Here is an 18,128-nt window from a genome sequence, read left to right as displayed (position 1 = left end):
TTATATTAGATGCTTATACCGAACTGTTGGCACATTGCGCTTAAACCGCCAGCATAACCCTGTCCTACAGCTCGAAACTTCCACTCACCATTGTGGCGATATAATTCACCAAAAATCATGGCAGTTTCTGTTGAATAATCTTCATTCAAATCGAAACGAACAATTTCAGTATTGCTTTGATCATTTACCACACGAATAAACGCATTTTGAACTTGACCAAAATTTTGACCGCGACTTTCGCCTTCATGAATGGTAACTGTAATCGCAATCTTTTGAACATCTGCAGGTACTTTCGCCAGATTAATACGAACCGCTTCATCATCACCATCACCCGCACCTGTACGGTTATCGCCTGTATGTTCAACAGAACCTTCAGGTGAACGGGTTTGGTTATAGAAAATGAAATCATGTTCACCACGGACTTTACCGCTTTCACTTAATAAAAATGCCGAAGCATCTAAGTCAAAATCTGTTCCGTCAGTTGCACGCGCATCCCAACCTAAGCCGACCAAAACTTGGTTTAAACTTGGGTCAGTTTTGCTTAAAGATAAGTTGCCACCTTTGTTTAATGAAATTGCCATTTATATTTCCTCTACTTTATTGCAGTGTGCATTGATTGTTTAAATATATGCAGTCGATTAATTTTTAGAACCATGTGTCCATCGGAAACCGAAACCATAATGTTCATCTAAATATTTTTGATCTTTAAAATAACGAACTTCTCGGTTGGCTTGTATAGTGCCATTGTTATTCTTTAATTCTACAATAGAACATGTTGTCAATTGATTACCATCCGTCAAATGAACTTCAATTTCAGGTTGGTCTGGGATCTTGATGGTGACCACACCATCTGTTGCAGCCCATTGCGCAGCACCCTGATAAATATAAGCATAAATCACAATGCGTTCAATTTGATCCCACTGATTACCATTGATATGTAGATTTTCACCTTGTACAGATGAACCCGTACGATCATCGCCATCAAGCTGAATAAATGGTTTGATCTCAAAACGACCAAAACGATTGCCCAGCGGTTGCACTAAATCAATTTCACCATTTTTAAGTTGTACCATCGCACCAAGATCCAGATCTATTGCACTTGAACCCGATAGTTTCTGAAAAAATGATTGGGATTTGGGCTGGCTTTTATTCCAGTTTAAATTGACTGAGATTTTCCCAAAACCATTGCCTTTTTTGCTTAAATTGATGGTTGAATTGTTTTTATCTAGTCTGATTTTAGACAAATTAATATTTGAATTTGTAGGTATAGGTATAGGTGTAGGTGTAGGTGTAGGTGTAGGTGTAGGTGTAGGTGTAGGTGTAGGTGTAGGTGTAGGTGTAGGTGTAGTGTTTTTCACTTCATCGGCAATCACAACACCAAAGTTTTCTGCCAATGACTTTAATCCACCATTAAATCCTTGGCCAACAAAGCGAAACTTCCATTGGTTGTTATGTAAATAAATCTCGGCAAGGATTAAGGCTTTTTCAGTTCTATTGCGAGTGTCCAAATGTGCAGTCGCAATACGCTGTTGTGCTACATAAAGCTCAATATCAATCGGAACAATATTTCCAATAGTGTTTGGTTCATTGATCGTGACACAAATGGCGATTTTTTGAATTTGTGCATCTAGACGTGCAGTATTGATTTTTAATTTGGTGAGATTTGGATTCTTAGATGACGATTCTAGCAAAACCACACTTTGATTGGATGTTTGACGTTGCCCATAAAAAATCATGTCCTGATCACCACGCACTTTAAGCGTGCCTTGGGCCAGTAAATACGCAGTAACATCTAATTCAATCTCAGAAGAAAAACCTGTTTTAATACAAATTTCAATATCCTGAGCAGGTATTTGAATATTTCCACCAGCAACCAGCTGCATAAACCCTCCACTTTATAGATATATTATCGCTTTTTGATAAAATGAGTTTAAAATCATATGTTATTCAAATGAAGTTTTTTTAAATTAACTTTCTTTATAAAAAACAAATAAAAATAGATGTGTTATGTTTTACCATAAAAATGACTAATCTCAAGTGTTTCAGTGTTTTTTTTCTTGGTGTTTGATTACTTTTACAAAATATTAAAATTAAATATTGTATCACTACGGGGAATTGTTATATTTTCCAGCGCATCAGATTAATCGCTTTAAAAACTTCGTTATTCTTTATAAAAATTTGAGATTAAATTAGCCGTGCTACAGCAATATAAAATTTGGATCGCCGAGTGTTATTCCTGTCAAAATGATATGATTCAATTACTGAAAAGTTCTAATATATCAAAACAACTGACTATATTTTGTTCTCATAGCCGTAATCGCCCCGAACTTGCCTTAAGTGCTGATGTTTATCTTCAGCAACCTGCTATTTCAAAGAGCGCTGAATGGTTATTAGAACAATGTATTGAACATAATATTCAACTGCTCTTCTGTGGAAAGCACAGCCAACATATTGAGCCGTTTAGAGCCCAATTTGAACAACATGCTATTCAGTTGATTACTGGTACACTCAGCTCAGAACAGCATGAGTTGATGAACAATAAATACCAGTTTACCTTACATTGCGAAGCGCAAAATTTATCTGTCATTCCAGCGTTATTAGCAAATTCCACAGAAACGCTGAAAAGATCTATTGAAACATTGCAGCTACAACATAGTGAGATCTGCGCTAAGCCTGTTTATGGGGTTTATGGTGCAGGTTTTGTCCGTTTACAGAATCATGTGTCGTACTTTAAAAACTTTAGCTCACCAACCAAATGTAATACCCAGCAATTTATAGAGGCATATAATCAACAGGAAGAGCCTGTTGAATATCTGATTATGCCTTATTTGGCTGGGCAAGAATGTTCAGTTGATATTGCTTGTAGTCAAGGAAAGATCATTGCTCAAGTAACCAGAATCAAACATGTTTATTTTCAAGAGTGTTTTTTGCAACATCCTTGTCATCAAATTTGTATAGATTTAGTCGATTATTTTCAATGTGATGGACTAATTAACATCCAATTTAAACAAGATGAAAGCTTGCAATGGCATATTCTTGAGATTAATCCACGCCCTGCTGGTGGTTTTGCTTATACACAACATACGGGAGTCAATTTAATTGCCGAACTGATTGCTGAAAAATTAAATTTGAACTTAGTTCGAGCACCGCAACAATCGCCTGTTAAAGCTTTACCGATTGCCCATAGTATAAAATTGGATTTGTAATATAGATGAAGCATATAGATTTAAGTCGTGGGCGAATCACTGTTCAAGTTAACCAACAACATAGCCACTGGGCTTTAGATGATTTATTAGATTTTGCAGAAAGAATTAATCCTAAAAGAGCATTTTTATTTGTTTCCAAAGTATTGGGGAAACATATTCCTGTTGCACCCTCTGTCATGCAGCGTAGCTATAGCGATTTAGCCAGTTTAGTACCTACAGATTTGGCTGGGTCAATCTGTGTCATTGGTATGGCCGAAACAGCCGTCGGTTTAGGTGCTGGTGTTTATCGTGAATTAAAAAAACAACATGGCAAAAATGCGATTTTCTTAACGACAACACGACACCCTGTATCGACTTTACCCACGTTGGGGCTTTTTCTAGAAGAACATAGCCATGCTCAGGATCAGTTTATTCTAAGTAGTCATGATTTAGCCAAACATCAGCAAGTGATTGATTCAAAGACTTTGATTTTAGTTGATGATGAAATTTCAACAGGAAAAACCTTTAAAAATCTGATCAACAGCTTAACCAATTCCGGCTTGCAGCAAGTTGAACGCGTGATCTTGGTCACGTTGGTGAACTGGGCTGAGCACAGTCTTGCAACGGATGAGCTTGATATCCCTGTGGAAGTGGTTTCATTATTGCAAGGGAATTGGCAGTGGCAAGCGAATCAGCACAATATTCAGATTAATATGCCCAATGTCAGCTCCACTGAGCAACATGCACAGAAAATTATTGCACCAAATAATTGGGGACGTGAGCCAGGTTATTTAGAATGTACGCCATGGGAACATATTCACATTAATCATCCAGGCGAAAAAATACTTGTACTGGGTTCAGGTGAGTTTAGTTGGATCCCTTTTCTTATTGCAGAACAGTTGGAACAACAAGGTGCTGAAACTTACTTTAGTTCAACAACACGTTCACCGATCATGCAAGGACATGCGATAAAAAGTATTTGCCAGTTTCATGATAATTATGGGTTAAATATCCAAAACTTTGCTTATAACGTAAAACATCAAGAATTTGATCGGGTGCTTTTGGTGATTGAAACACACCAAGATAGCGTAGACCCAAGCTTGTTTGAACAAATTAAAAATTTGGAAGTGATCAGTTATGAACCCTAAACCTTTAGTCTTTGTCGACTTGGATGACACTTTATTTCAAACTTATCGAAAACAGCAACCGACTCCACAACATCAAATGGTGACTACAGATGTTTCAGGACAACCGCTTTCATATATGAGTCCAAAACAGCAGTCTTTTTTGAATTGGTTGCTTGAATCTGCTGAAGTTGTGCCTGTGACTGCTCGCTCAGTTGAAGGCTTTAAACGTGTACAAATCCCCTTTCAATATGGTGCGATTTGTTCCCATGGTGGCACGATTCTGGATCAAAATTTAGCTGTGGATACTGACTGGTTTGATCTTCAAAAACAACATGAAATTCAACTCAATGGCATATTAACTGACTTGCCAGAAGCTTTGCATGACTATGCCAAAGATTTGGGTGAAGTCAGAACTTGGACTTTAGTTGAAAATGAACTGAGTATTTATGCTGTTGCGAAGCAACAGCAAGCTGGTGCGTTATTTTTAGATCGGCTTGTTGAGAAATTACCTAAACCGCTACTGGAACAGTGCTATATCCATATCAATGGCAATAATCTGGCGATTATTCCACATCATGTCAGCAAACAAAGCGCGGTTGAGTTTTATATTCAAAAACATGATCCGCAACGGGAACGTATTATTTTAGGTTGGGGCGATAGTCTATCGGATGCCGGATTCCTCAGCTGTTGTGATTGGTTTGGAATGCCGAAAAGCAGTCAGTTGGATAAGTTTCTCAATACCCATTTAAGCCATGATTTTGACACTAAAGGATATTTAGGTCATGTCTAATGCATTGATTACACCACTCAATCCAATCTTGAGCGAACTTGGCTTTCACGGTTCATATCGTTCCGAAGATGTCACTTTTTTGATGCAGATTGATGATATTCAACCCACTGCAGTTGAAGAAAAAGAATATCTGATCCAGTCAGGAAAAATGCACTATTCACAAATGATCAGTGCTGAACATCCACCAACGGATGAACAGATGCAACATTATCAGCATGCCTTTGAACAAGGTGCACAGCGCCTTGCCCAAGAAGTTCAGAAAATTGGCAACAGTTTGATGCAACGTTTTCCCAAACAAGAGATTGTTTTGGTGAGCTTGGTTCGTGCTGGTGTTCCTTTAGGTGTTTTACTTAAGCATTACCTTGAAAAGCATCAGTCTTGCTATCACTATGGTATTAGTATTATTCGTGATCGTGGTGTCGACTTTGCTGCACTGCAAGCGATTATTGAACAACATGGTGCTGAAAATATCGTTTTTGTAGATGGCTGGACAGGTAAAGGCGCGATATGCAAAGAACTCACAAAAAATCTACAAGACATTCCTGAGCTCTTTGATAAAAATTGGCAGATCCCGCGTTTAGTTACCCTGTCTGATTTGGGTGGTTATTCTTGGTTAAGTGCCAGTACAGATGATTGGTTGATTCCATTTGGGATATTGGGTTCAGTGATCTCTGGGCTGACTTCTCGGACGATTTTGAAAGAAAGCATAGAACAGCAAGATGCCCGAAACAATTGCTACCAGACACAAAAATGGCATAGTTGTTTGATCTATGATCAGTTAAAACCTTATGACCTTTCTGTTAATTTTATTGAGAAAATACGACTGTTGATTGAACAAAACCCAACGGATAAACAGGTGAACTGGAACAATCAAATTCGTTTAGTACAACAGCAGCAATGTGCAGAAACGATTGACTGGATTGCAGCACAATATGCGATTCAAAATATTAACCATATAAAACCCAGTATTGCTGAAGCAACCCGTGCAGTTTTAAGACGCGTACCTGAGCGAATCTTATTAAAAGACGAATCTAATCCTCATGTACAATTATTATTGCACTTTGCACGTGAGCGAAATATTCCAGTCGATATTCTGGGAACAAAATTAGGTCCTTATCACGCAGCAACATTGATAAAAAAAGTAGAGAAGAACAAATGAAGCCACTTTTACACGCCATTGAACTTGGCGCGACCATGTATATTCCAGCAACACATGAACAATTGTGGGAAGTTACCCAAGGAATTAAATTTCCGCAGATTAAATCAATTGCGGTATGCCTTGAAGATGCTGTACTCGAATCAGATGTTCAAACGGCGATGGTGAATTTAAAACATTTATTGCAAAGACGACTGGATGAACCCAGTTTAAAAGCCCCTGCCATTTTTATCCGCCCAAGAAATATGGAAATGGCAAAGCACATTGTCGACTGGGATCTAAATCAAACATTTAATGGCATGATTTTACCTAAGTTTAATGTATTTAATTTAAAAAATTGGATGAATGTATTACCTGCCAATTTGCAATATATGCCGACACTTGAAACCAAAGAAATCTTTGATGTGGCACACAATATTGAACTTTACCAAGCCCTTAAATATGACTTTCATAAAACATTATGTTTAAGAATTGGTGGCAATGACCTCTTGTCCTGTTTAAATCTGCGTAGACCCAAAAACACCACGATTTATCAAACGCCTGTGGGCATTTTGATTTCACAATTGGCGGGATTATTTATTCCCAATGGTTTTCAGCTGAGTTCACCCGTCTGTGAACATTTTGAAAATACACAGTTATTGATGCAAGAGCTGGAACAAGACATGAATAATGGAATTTATACCAAAACGGCAATTCATCCTGCTCAAATTGGTCATATTCATCATGCCTTACAAGTTCAACCAGAAGAGTTTCATGAGGCTCAGTTAATCTTAGCCCACGATGCTAAAAGTGTATTTAAATGTCATGGTTCAATGATCGAACCTGCAACCCATAAAAACTGGGCTGAAATGATTTTACTTAGATATAAAACTTTTGGTTTGGTCAAATCATCGTGTTCAACACATGACAAAATATTGGTGGTATAAGCCTTGATTAGAGGTTGAAGCAGCAAATTATGCTTCAACCATTTGTACTACAGCTAAACGACCGCCATCTTGTTTAGAAAATAAAATTTGAACACCATCTTTTAATTCAATTTTACCGCCAATCGGAATCTGCGTTTTATTGGCAACATCGGTAAGATCAGGCATATCTTCATTGACCAACCACCATACATCATTATGTAAGACGAAATAGCCTTTTCGCTTGGTCTGTTCTGCAGTCAAGCGTTCATTCGGTGCAATCATATTATTGGTATGCCATGCGTAAATAGATTGGCCTGTCCACACCATTAAACGATGATTATCGGGTCTAAAATTACCTTGCTGCCGTGCTGAGTATAAATTGAGAATAGGTAATTTACCTTTAAACGGCGTATGGCAAAATGGGCACTCAGGTTTAGTGGAATTATCAAAGACATACCACTTTTGACCACAACGGTGATTATGACACGGCTGAATCAAATCCACTGTTTTAACCAAAGCTGTTTCCCAGTCGTTGGCTGAGGGGCGCTTGGCAGGATCATGTAAACCGTCGACAAAGCTTTTGATAAAGAGCTCAGACAAATACGGTCCAGTCACTGTAAATGGTACTTTTGCAGGATCCCCCCACGGTTGCTGACTGACTTTAAGTTGAGTCGGTTTCACCTGATTACTATGATCTGTTGGGTGTTCAATAAACAGCGCTTTTTCACCCATTCCCAGCGTTTCATCCTTTTGCGGATCATTCATATCATGAATTTTTCCACCACGTAACGGATGTCGATAGAGCAAATACATATAAATCAATACCGCCAAAGCATGTTTATCTGTTGCAATACTGGGTAAATAACGATCGGGATTATCCTTGGATAAATGACTGGTGCGTACCACTTCTGGCGCAATAAAATCAGGAGTACCGACAACATCAGGTGGGTATTTTCCTGGTACCACCAAACCATCAACATCGATAACGCTGGCACTCCCAGAAACAGGATCGACCAAAATATTTTTATAAGATAAATCTGAATGGGCCAAACCCGCAGCATGCATACGGCGTACTGCGCGAGAAATTAGAATTCCTATTTTAAGGTAATTTAGCCAAGTGCCTTTTTCTTTGTCGTCGAGAAATCTGTTTTGGTTATTTGCACTTGCAAACCATTTCCCTTCTTTTTCTTTGCCTTTGATTTGCAGAAAATCATTATTTTTTGAACCATATTCAAAGAAAAATTGTTTTCTATAGGTTGGGGCGGTAATCCCAAGCAAATTATTATATTCAACTAAACCGTCGGGCCAACAGAAAATATTTTTCCAATAGTCCCCACCAATCCCATTAAAGATACTTTGCCATTTATTGCCTACAATTTCTTTTAAACGATCTTTTTGCTGCTCAAAGGTGGCTTTAGAATCATAAAACTTATTTTTTTCTTTACTGAAAAAGCACACCACATAGCTACGATCAGGTGAAAAATATACATCTTTCATTGCACCTGAACCGATAATTTCATCTACAAATTCTATTTCACGTCCATCAACGGTGGTACATTTAATAATTTTTGCTGACATACTTGCCACCTTACACTATATTTTTCAAATACTTAGATATTATTTATACAGATATTGTTGAATGCTTATTCCATAATACGGCCATGGTACGATCGTCATGATGCCCAGCTGTAAAGAAATGCATCCATTCCAACAACGCAGTATCAGCTGCTTCATCCTGTAGCAACGGATCCAGTTCACGGTATAAACTTTGCCATTTGTCAAAGTTGGATAAGCCAGAATCTGTTTCAAATTTTGGATCTGAAATACCATCTGTCATCAACATAATCGCATGAGTATCTTTAAAGCAGCCTATTTTTAAACGGTTTGGAAATTCTGTTGCAATACTCAGATCTAGAAACTTGGTCTGTCCTGCATATTCACCACCATCTGGAACATTCATCAGGCGCACATTGTCCTCGCTATATACTGCGATTGCACCGTCTCCAACTGAGAATGCGCTGATAAAGGTTTTGTCAGCTAATTTACATACGACCGCAACCAGCAATGTGGTTGAAAAATCTTTAGTATTTGCCCCAATCTGCTCTGCTTGTAATTTGATTTGGTTAATAATTGATTTATAAATTTCATAATATACATGATGAAACTGCTCATTTAACTTTTTGGCAACTGCAACAGTTTCAGCATCCTGACTGCTCACTTCCCACTTTTCTAAATCAGCAATCAGGCTTTCAACCGTGTGTGGGTTTAAATAGTTTTTAAACTCATTTTCAACAATCTCTACCGCAATTCGAGAGCCTTCTCTGGAGTATTGCGCACTGCCTGCACCATCTGCCACAGTTAAAACCGACCAAGGTGTATTGTCGATTAAGGTAATAGAAAAATCGTCATCTCTAAATAAGCCTGCATGTTCATGTGAACGGCCACGACGACTTGCAGCGATAATTTTATAGTCCACGGCATCAATCAAGGCTTGATCCAAATGTGGCTTGCTAAATTTTTGCCCAGACTCTGGTTCAATGACTTTCCATAAACTACGTGGGTCTGCAATGATATTCAACCGACACTGGGCGGAGCGTGTTTCTCCATCAGCGATAAACTGAAAAGAAAATTCGATTGAATCTGCTTGTAGTGGTTCACCATGAATACGTTGTGTGGCTTCATCGAAATAAAAACTTGTATCTGGAAATTTAAAGCTTTCAGATTTGAACGTTAATTGATTGACATCATGTTGTGAAATCACTGAAATTTGAGATTGATAGTGTTGTCCAACTCGGGCATTTTCAACCTGAAATTTAATGTCTTCATATTTACTTCGTCTAAACACAGATTCGATCTCTAATCTATTCTTCTCAGTCTCAGAAGATATTATTTCAGGGGTTGAACTTATATTTTCAGAATCAATCGTCGGCTTGTTTTCTAAATTGGGTTCAGTTGCAAAGGCTGATGTTTGCTCGGCTTGATCTGCAACAACTTGCTGTTCAACTTGTAGAATTGGTGCCAGTTGCAATGTTGTGTGAAGATCTAAAGTGATATTTTGCGTTTCGGAAATTGCTCCAACTGAGTTGGTGTTTTCAGATGATGTGTGGAATTGATCCAGATTGACTAAAGGCTCAGCACAATTTTGTTGAATATTTTCATCAAGCTTGACGTGTTCATCAACTCTAGCGTGTTGATTGGTTTCTGTTTGCTGATTAAGACCGACTTGCTCTTGAACATTCTTTTGTACAGTGGCTTGGGTTGTATCCGAGCTTATAGTTTCATGCTGAGACTGTGTAGTAGATGCATTATCCAATAAATCAGCTTCATGAATATTGCTCAAACGCGGTGCAGCTATCTTCACTTTTTCCAATTCGTTGATGAGTTTTGAAAGTTGTTTGAGATTTTGTGGATCACTTAATAAAAATTGTGAAAAATCCTCACTGAAATCAGCAGGATTTTGTTCCAAAATTTGCTTTAATTTGCATACATCACTGTCCATTTTACCCTCTACTCATTTTTCTATTCTATTTGCTTGGTCACTTGGTCACTCACCAATCACGATGCACTTAAGCGTTAAGCGATATAGATTTTTAATATTGTTCAATGCAGCAATGCTTTAATCATGTATCAACACATCAACCGATAAAGCCTAACCTTGCCCACGGGTTAAATCAAAATCTCCATCACCAGACGAGAAACTGATTTGTCGACGACACCACGGGCAAACCACAGATTCCCGATAGCCGTCATAACACATCAAATTACCGCATCCACATACCGCAAAAGCGGTCTCAGAAAAACAATGTGGACATTCAGGGAAACCATCGAGTTCAGCCGTATTGATCTGCTTATTGGATGCATTATGATCTGACCAAGTAAAATACTCCTCAGATATCGCACTACAGGTATCTAACTTAAAATTATAGATATTGATATTTAAATCAGCTGGACCTTTGTACTGTAAATTACGTATATATTTGATGATATAAGGTTTATTCATCTTTTGGCAGCGACCGACAAATATCGCACAATGATCATCGGCTTTATTTTTTTGTAGAGATAATGCATCTTTTGCCAAACGCATATAACGCTCATCAATCGGCAACAGGTCATCTTTTTGTTGATGGCTACCAATACTGATACTTTGTGACACTACAGAGGCTGTGATCCACTTACACAAACCTTTGACATATTCTTGATTGATCTGATCAATTGAAATAGTATTTTCAGTGATCTTACTCAGCACAGAAAAATCAACATCTGCACCTAGACCAATGGCGACAACCGTCGCTTTATGCGCATATTTGGCATTCCAACGTTGAATTGCCTGATCATATTCATCGGTTGGACGACCATCGGTAAATATATAGACCATTGGCTTCCAGTCGCCTTTGACTTCACTGGTGGTTTTCATCACATAACGATCAATTTCCTGACCCAAATGATCTAAAGCTTTACCCAAATGTGTCCCACCACCCAAGGGCAAATTAAAATGATTAAAGGCAAATAACTCAGTTAAAGGGACCAATGTTCTGACAATCCCTGCATATGCAATCACTGAAACATATACAGTTTCAAGTGCGTAAGGATCTTTTCTTAAACTGCTTAAAATAAATTCCACACCCTCTTGAACTGATTCAAGCGGCTGCCCGACCATTGATTCAGAACAATCAAGAACAAAAAATACCGGTAAACGGCGCATAACTTCACCTACATTATTTTTATCATATTATTCAAATAGCTAAATCAAAAAGATAAGCGCTGATCTGTTTGATTTAGCATTTTTATCGTCACATAATCTTCAGTTATAAAACCAACTGAATTTCGGCGGGTGGTGGTGGTAAAGAAATTGAATCGGATACCCCTGCACTACTGCTGCCAGCGACTACACTTGCAGAAACCCACTTAAAGAAGCTGGCAAAACTATTTGAGTCCATGGTGTCTAACACAACTGCTTGATCCGTCAGTTGCAACAAGGATTCAGTTTTCGCTTTTGGCCCCGCAGCACAAGCGACAATCGTGGCAAAATTAAGCTGTTTAATTGTGGGAACGATTTGCTGATAAGCATAGACATCTGAGGGTGAACCATCTGTCATCAAAAACAATAACGGGCGCCAATCGCCTTTAACATCATTGCTACTTTTCTGCACATTCTGTTGTACTTCTTGTGCCAGTAATTCCAATGCTGCACCCATAAATGTTGCACCCACATTCGGCACATCTAGATCTGGAATTTGAACTTGATCCAAAGGGGTAAGCGGTAAATAAACTTTTGCTTCAATATCAAAGGTGATCACACTTAAATACACGCTTTCAAGCGCATAAGGATCTTGCCTTAATGCACTAAGCATCGACTGCAAGCCCACATTCACCGAGTGAATTGGCTCTCCACGCATTGAGCCAGATGTATCTAATAAAATATATACAGGTAAACGGCGCATTATATTCTCATTTTTTAACTATATTTTTTTAACCATTCCACGAAATTATCCGCGGGTGATGCATTACCAACCGCATTAAATTTCCAACCACTATTTTCTCTGACCAGTTCAGCAAATAATAATGAACGTTGTTGATCATATTGACCGATACCTGATAAATCAAAACGCACCATTTCTTTGCCAGTACCATCGACAGCACGAATAAAGGCATTTTTCACCTGACCAAAATGCTGATTATTTTTTGCACCATTGTAAATTTGCACAATAAAAACAATCTTGTGATATTCAGCTGCCAAGCTATTTAATTTGACAATAATTTGCTCATCATCGCCGTCACCAGCACCCGTACGGTTATCTCCAGTCAGCCAGATTTGTCCTGAACGATGCTTTAAATTATTAAAAAAGATAACATCACTATTTTCGAGTGTGGCTTGACCTGCGGCATTCCAGCCCAGATCTTTTACTTTTCCACTGGCATCACATAAAAATGCCACCACATCTAGATCGTGTTCTTCGCTCTTTGCACCTGAAAATAATCCGCCTAAAAAGCCTTTCTTTTGCTCAGTGATATCCCAACCGAGTCCAATCGTCACTCGTTCTAAATCATGTTTAGATTTTTCAAGGCTGAGTCCTTGACCTTTCGCCAATGTAATTGCCATGCTAGTTTCCTTTATTTTTATAAAACCACATTTACTTCAGGTGGCGGTGGTGGAAGATCATTTAAACCTGTGACTTCTTTTTGACCTGCATCTACTTTTTGGCTTCCTGTAGAAATACTTGCAGAAACCCACTTAAAGAAAGCTTTAATGGTGTTTGAATCTGCGGTTGCAAGTTCTACCACAACTTCTGTAATTTGTTTGAGAATACTACTATCTGCATTATGTCCCGCAGCACAAGCAATAATCATCCCCGTCTTAGCTTGTTTTAGTTTTGCAAATCCTTTGGTCCAGTCATCCGTTGGTGCACCATCTGTCATAATAAAAACTAAGGGTTTCCAGTCACCACGGGTGTCTGGTGTGGTTTTTTGCACTTCCTGATCAATTTTATCTGCCAGTAATCCAAGTGCTTCGCCCAACTGTGTAGTCCCCGTTGCCTGTAATTGAGGGGGTTGAAACATCGCAATTTCAGTTAAGGGAATCAGTTGTTTGGCTTGAGTATCAAAAGTAATAATAGATAAATAGGCTGTTTCAAGCGCATAAGGATCTTGTCTGAGTGAGGAAACCAGTATTTCAACACCATTTTTAACGGCTTCAATCGGTTCACCATGCATCGAACCTGAGGTATCTAATAATAAATATACGGGTAATCTTCTCATTTGTTTATCTCTGTTTAATGTCTCGTTAATTTTTAATCTTTATGCATATGTTTATATAAAAAATTGAACTAAAAACAAAGCTTTTTTATCATTTTTAATACCTAATTTTTTATCCAAATATCAAATTTTGCTTAAATCTGCTGTTTTTAAATTGAACTTATCCTGACATATTATTTGTTTTATGCTGGGTGATATTTTAAAAATAATCGCAGAATTCTAAGCTATAATTGTTTCATTACTTACCTTAATCTGAATCCTCAGATTTTAAAGCCCAATATGTCAAAAAATCTCGCAACCCTGATTGGTTTAAGTGCCATTTTACAATGGTCTTCCATTGTCGGTTTATTGAAAAAAATTAGTTTTAGTTTGGGCGCTGAGTTGGCTGTGCTGCTGATGTATACACTGAGCACGTGTATTTTATTAATATTTTTTAAAATCCCAAATTTAAAATTAATTTCAAAAAAATATCTGATTTTTTCTACCTTATTGTTTGTTATTTATGAATTATGTTTTTCTTATGCCATTGCACTGGCACAAACCGCCCAACAAGCCATAGAAGTCAGTCTGGTCAATTACCTGTGGCCGGGCTTAACTGTTGCGATGCTGATCCTCTTTAAAGAAATTAAATTTAATGTCTTTGTTATTGTCGGTTTAGCCATCAGCTTAAGTGGGATTATTTTGATTCAAACCGGGCAAGGTGCTTTAACTTGGTCTAATATTTTATCCAATATTCTTGAAAATCCAATCAGTTATATTTTGGCATTTGTTGGGGCAACGCTGTGGTCCTTATATTGTGTCATTACCAAAAAATATAGTGATGGGCATAATCCAATTTCTTTTTTCTTTGTGGCGATCAGTATAGTGCTGTGGACTAAATACTTGTGGTCACATGGGTTGAGTCTAAATGCAATTCCAGAAGTTGAACTTACAACAATTGGATTATTAGGCATTGTTTCAGTGGTGATGGCTTTGGGTTATGCCGCTTGGAATATTGGCATTATCAAAGGCAATATTACGATTTTGGTGACTTTATCTTATTTTAGTCCAGTCATTTCAACTTTGATTTCAATGTTTATCTTACAAACCAATCTACCAACAGAGTTTTGGTATGGCGTGATCTTGGTGACTTCAGGCTCTTTAGTGTGTTGGATTTCGACAAATTGGCAACAATTAAAAGACAAGCTATTCAGTGTGTTAAATTAAATGCTTGCCGATCTGCAAGCATTTTTAAATAAATACCATCCAAGCAATCATTCAACAGCTTAAGCTGTATTTAATCCATATTGAATGGTCAACTCAGTAAATGGCCCCGCTACTTTGGATTCAGTTTAGGGCCATAAATCGCTTAAATTGTTTGCTTAGATTTATCTGTAAGTTTAACCAGACAAATAACCTTCACGTTTAAGATCCGCCGTGGTACTCAGAATCGCTTTACGTAATGTGGTCACGATAAAGTCTACATGTTGTTTATTTAAAATTAAGGGTGGTGACATGATATTCATATGGCCAACTGGACGAATAATTAACCCATCTTTCTGGCAATAATCGGCAATTCGAGAACCTACATTGACTGAACTTGGGAAAAGTTCCTTGGTTTGCTTATTGGCTAAGTTTTCAATACACATCATAAACTTCTTACCACGAACCTCACCGACAATGTCTAAGTCCACCAATGTGTGTAATTGATCTTCAAAATATTGGCCTACATCATTGACATGTTGCAGTAAATTTTCACGTTCGATAATTTCAATATTTTTTAATGCCGCTGCACAAGAAACTGGATGACCTGAATAGGTAAATCCATGGGTAAATAACGCTCCATCCGCCTGAGGTTTGCCAATCACTTTTGCGATATCATCAGATATAATCGTTGCACCTAAAGGTAAGTAGCCTGAAGATAAGCCTTTGGCACAAGTAATAATATCTGGAACGATATCAAACTCGGATTCTGAAGCAAAAAAGTGCCCTAAGCGTCCAAACGCAGTCACAACTTCATCGGACACATATAAAACCCCATATTTATGACACACTTCAAGGGCTTTTTTATGATAGCCCGGCGGAGGTACAATAACACCGCCAGCACCCATGATTGGTTCTGCAAAAAACGCAGCGACATTTTCTGGGCCCAATTCCAAAATTTTATTTTCTAACTCTTGTACCTTTTCATTGCAGAACGCTTCTAAGCTTTGACCTTCCGCTCTACGGTATGGATTTGGGCATGAAATCTGGTGGACCAATTCACGATCGATATCAAAACCGATATGGTCAAACTCAACACCGGTCAATGACATACTGATATAGGTACTGCCATGATAACCATCTTTGCGCGAGATTAATTTTTTCTTGCTTGGTTGACCAAGTTGATTGAAATAAAAGTGAATGAGTCGTACCGCAGTATCATTGGCAACTGAACCTCCGCAACCAAACAGTACATGATTCAAATTTCCAGGTGCCAGTTCAGCCAGTTTTGCAGATAATTTTGCAGCGGGGATCGAAGTATGGTGACCAAATGCAGAATAATAAGGAATTTGCATAATCTGTTCTGAAATGGCATCGGCAATTTCTTGACGCCCATAACCCACATTGACGCACCATAAACCACCAATACCATCCAAATATTTATTGCCTTCAGCATCAAAAACATAACACCCTTCACCGTGTGCAAGAATCATGGCACCTTCATCTTTAAAGGTTGCAAAGTCAGTCCATGGATGAATATGGTGATCTTTATCTTTTTTCCAAACTTCTGTAATTTCTGTTGTTGATAACTGCTTCATAAGATAACTCCTTGTTAAAATTCTGCTTTTATTTGGTCAAACTTTCGATGGATTCTGGTTGAAAGAGTTGTCTTTTCATCACCAATTTGATCCAAAGAATACTGATGATTGTGGTAAAACCAATCACAATTCCGACCCAAGTAAATATTTTGACTCTCAAATCTGGGGTAGGCACAGCATAGAAAATCGTAAGTACCATCCCGATAATGCCAATGATTTGCAGGAATGGATAAAATGGTGCTTTATAAGGTCTTGCCATCTGTGGGTAGCGTTTACGCAACACAATCACATTGATATGTGCAATCACATAAGCGATCAACCAAGAGATACATGCGGCTGTTAACAGCACCTTTATCACTTCGGTTTCATTCTGTGAGAACAGCATTGGTATCATGATGATGACAGCAACAAATACAACGCCCACCCAAGGCACATTATTCTTCTGATTGACTCGGGCAAAAATTGATAACACTTGTTTATTGCTTGCCATGCCCTGCAACATACGCGGTAAGGCAGCTAAAGTCGCATTTAAGGTACTTAAGGTGGCAAATAAAGCACCAATCGCAATAACGAGTAAGCCTGTCGGGCCAAATACCGCCGTTGCATATTCAATATGCGGGGTCAAAGAATTAACCAAGTGCTCTTGGGGTAAGAAATACAGCGCACCCACGCCATATAAAGAAATGGTGATAAAAATCGTGGTTAAACCGATATACATCGATCTTGGAATATTTTTACTGGGATTTTTGGATTCTTCGATCATCGGAACAACAAACTCGACCCCGACAAATCCCCAAAAAGCCAACGCAACCAGTGCCACGGTATTTGTATCAAAAGTAATTGTATAATCAACCACTTGTGTATGCGGATAAACCCAGCCGCTGATCGCAAATATACCGAGCAAAAGTAATAAAACCACCATGACAAAAGCTACGGTATTTTGAACTTTGGAGAAGATATCAATTTTCAGCAGATTTAAACCCACTGAAATAAATAAAATCAAAAAGCCAATACCAAAATAGGGAACATCCAGTTTAAATATTTTTTTGATTACATCATCGATTAAAATCAGTTCCGCTGAAACAGCAAACATCGCCACCAAAATATAACCACAAAACACCGAAAGCATTGCGGGTAAATGCCCTGTTGCAACTAGACTATAATCACTGATACTGCCACTTTTAGGAATTAATAATGCCAACTCTGCAAAAGAGGTCGCATAGCTCAGTGCTAAAAAGAATCCGATAATCAACGGAATAAAAAAACTTATTCCGCTTAAGCCAAATCCTTGCAAAATAATCACCATCACACCTTGCGATAGTACTAAACCAACCGCAATAGCGATTAAATTAAACAAAGTTAACTGTTTTTCATTTACCTTTTTTGCCTGATCGATTAAACGACTTCCTTGCTGATTGTTCTTGCCTGTCAT

The 18,128-nt window shown here is 38.1% G+C and carries 16 protein-coding genes; 6 read left to right on the top strand and 10 right to left on the bottom strand.

Going from position 1 to position 18,128, the window contains the following annotated elements; translation table 11 throughout:
- Positions 1-5 precede the first annotated feature (5 nt).
- Together ACQ7EO_RS10760 and ACQ7EO_RS10755 are read right to left on the bottom strand one after the other, a co-directional pair.
- Complete coding sequence (locus ACQ7EO_RS10760) at positions 6-581, bottom strand: TerD family protein (RefSeq protein WP_004821599.1); 576 nt, start codon at positions 579-581, stop codon at positions 6-8.
- Positions 582-638: 57 nt separating this feature from the next.
- Entirely contained in the window at positions 639-1,883 is a 1,245-nt protein-coding gene (locus ACQ7EO_RS10755; RefSeq protein WP_434279578.1) for a TerD family protein, read from the bottom strand.
- A gap of 366 nt (positions 1,884-2,249) precedes the next feature.
- On the opposite strand from ACQ7EO_RS10755, the gene ACQ7EO_RS10750 reads away from it, so the two are divergent.
- From ACQ7EO_RS10750 to ACQ7EO_RS10730, 5 genes are read left to right on the top strand one after another with little or no spacing between them, the layout of a single operon-like run.
- The gene (locus tag ACQ7EO_RS10750; RefSeq protein WP_228128950.1) at positions 2,250-3,206 is read left to right on the top strand and encodes an ATP-grasp domain-containing protein; all 957 of its coding nucleotides are present in this window, start codon (positions 2,250-2,252) and stop codon (positions 3,204-3,206) included.
- 5 nt (positions 3,207-3,211) lie between these two features.
- A complete protein-coding gene (locus tag ACQ7EO_RS10745) occupies positions 3,212-4,333 on the top strand; it encodes a phosphoribosyltransferase domain-containing protein (protein WP_434279577.1) in 1,122 nt (373 codons plus the stop codon).
- Positions 4,323-5,102, top strand: coding sequence for an HAD family hydrolase (locus ACQ7EO_RS10740; RefSeq protein WP_434279576.1), 780 nt, complete (start codon positions 4,323-4,325; stop codon positions 5,100-5,102). The genes ACQ7EO_RS10745 and ACQ7EO_RS10740 overlap by 11 nt, the downstream gene beginning before the upstream one ends.
- Positions 5,095-6,261, top strand: coding sequence for a cysteine protease StiP family protein (locus ACQ7EO_RS10735; protein WP_434279575.1), 1,167 nt, complete (start codon positions 5,095-5,097; stop codon positions 6,259-6,261). Before ACQ7EO_RS10740 ends, ACQ7EO_RS10735 begins: the two co-directional genes overlap by 8 nt.
- Positions 6,258-7,184, top strand: coding sequence for an HpcH/HpaI aldolase/citrate lyase family protein (locus tag ACQ7EO_RS10730; protein WP_004821613.1), 927 nt, complete (start codon positions 6,258-6,260; stop codon positions 7,182-7,184). Before ACQ7EO_RS10735 ends, ACQ7EO_RS10730 begins: the two co-directional genes overlap by 4 nt.
- A gap of 27 nt (positions 7,185-7,211) precedes the next feature.
- On the opposite strand, the gene ACQ7EO_RS10725 is transcribed toward ACQ7EO_RS10730, so the two are convergent.
- The 6 genes from ACQ7EO_RS10725 to ACQ7EO_RS10700 all read right to left on the bottom strand — a co-directional run bounded on the left by ACQ7EO_RS10725 (position 7,212) and on the right by ACQ7EO_RS10700 (position 13,919).
- Positions 7,212-8,741 carry a helix-hairpin-helix domain-containing protein gene (locus ACQ7EO_RS10725; RefSeq protein WP_434279574.1) on the bottom strand — a complete coding sequence of 510 codons (1,530 nt, stop codon included), beginning with the start codon at positions 8,739-8,741 and terminating at the stop codon, positions 7,212-7,214.
- A 43-nt stretch (positions 8,742-8,784) separates the two neighbouring features.
- A complete protein-coding gene (locus tag ACQ7EO_RS10720) occupies positions 8,785-10,662 on the bottom strand; it encodes a protein phosphatase 2C domain-containing protein (RefSeq protein ID WP_434279573.1) in 1,878 nt (625 codons plus the stop codon).
- Between the two features lie 150 nt (positions 10,663-10,812).
- Positions 10,813-11,865, bottom strand: coding sequence for a TerY-C metal binding domain-containing protein (locus ACQ7EO_RS10715; protein ID WP_034613144.1), 1,053 nt, complete (start codon positions 11,863-11,865; stop codon positions 10,813-10,815).
- Positions 11,866-11,968: 103 nt separating this feature from the next.
- Positions 11,969-12,604: a vWA domain-containing protein gene (locus tag ACQ7EO_RS10710; protein ID WP_434279572.1), complete on the bottom strand. Its 636-nt coding sequence runs from the start codon at positions 12,602-12,604 to the stop codon at positions 11,969-11,971.
- A 14-nt stretch (positions 12,605-12,618) separates the two neighbouring features.
- Positions 12,619-13,263, bottom strand: a complete 645-nt coding sequence (locus tag ACQ7EO_RS10705; RefSeq protein WP_151801410.1) for a TerD family protein — start codon at positions 13,261-13,263, stop codon at positions 12,619-12,621.
- 17 nt (positions 13,264-13,280) lie between these two features.
- The gene (locus tag ACQ7EO_RS10700) at positions 13,281-13,919 is read right to left on the bottom strand and encodes a vWA domain-containing protein (RefSeq protein ID WP_034613146.1); all 639 of its coding nucleotides are present in this window, start codon (positions 13,917-13,919) and stop codon (positions 13,281-13,283) included.
- 276 nt (positions 13,920-14,195) lie between these two features.
- On the opposite strand from ACQ7EO_RS10700, the gene yddG reads away from it, so the two are divergent.
- Positions 14,196-15,122, top strand: coding sequence for an aromatic amino acid DMT transporter YddG (gene yddG / locus ACQ7EO_RS10695; RefSeq protein WP_234623515.1), 927 nt, complete (start codon positions 14,196-14,198; stop codon positions 15,120-15,122).
- Between the two features lie 173 nt (positions 15,123-15,295).
- Here yddG and ACQ7EO_RS10690 read toward each other — a convergent pair whose 3' ends face one another.
- Positions 15,296-16,696, bottom strand: a complete 1,401-nt coding sequence (locus ACQ7EO_RS10690) for an aminotransferase (RefSeq protein WP_434279571.1) — start codon at positions 16,694-16,696, stop codon at positions 15,296-15,298.
- A 28-nt stretch (positions 16,697-16,724) separates the two neighbouring features.
- Positions 16,725-18,128: an APC family permease gene (locus ACQ7EO_RS10685; protein ID WP_004821635.1), complete on the bottom strand. Its 1,404-nt coding sequence runs from the start codon at positions 18,126-18,128 to the stop codon at positions 16,725-16,727.

This window comes from Acinetobacter sp. CE-15, from assembly GCF_051059255.1.
GTDB lineage: Bacteria > Pseudomonadota > Gammaproteobacteria > Pseudomonadales > Moraxellaceae > Acinetobacter > Acinetobacter guillouiae.
The sequence above is the reverse complement of the archived record's forward strand: the minus strand, read 5'-3'. Positions and strand labels throughout refer to the sequence as shown.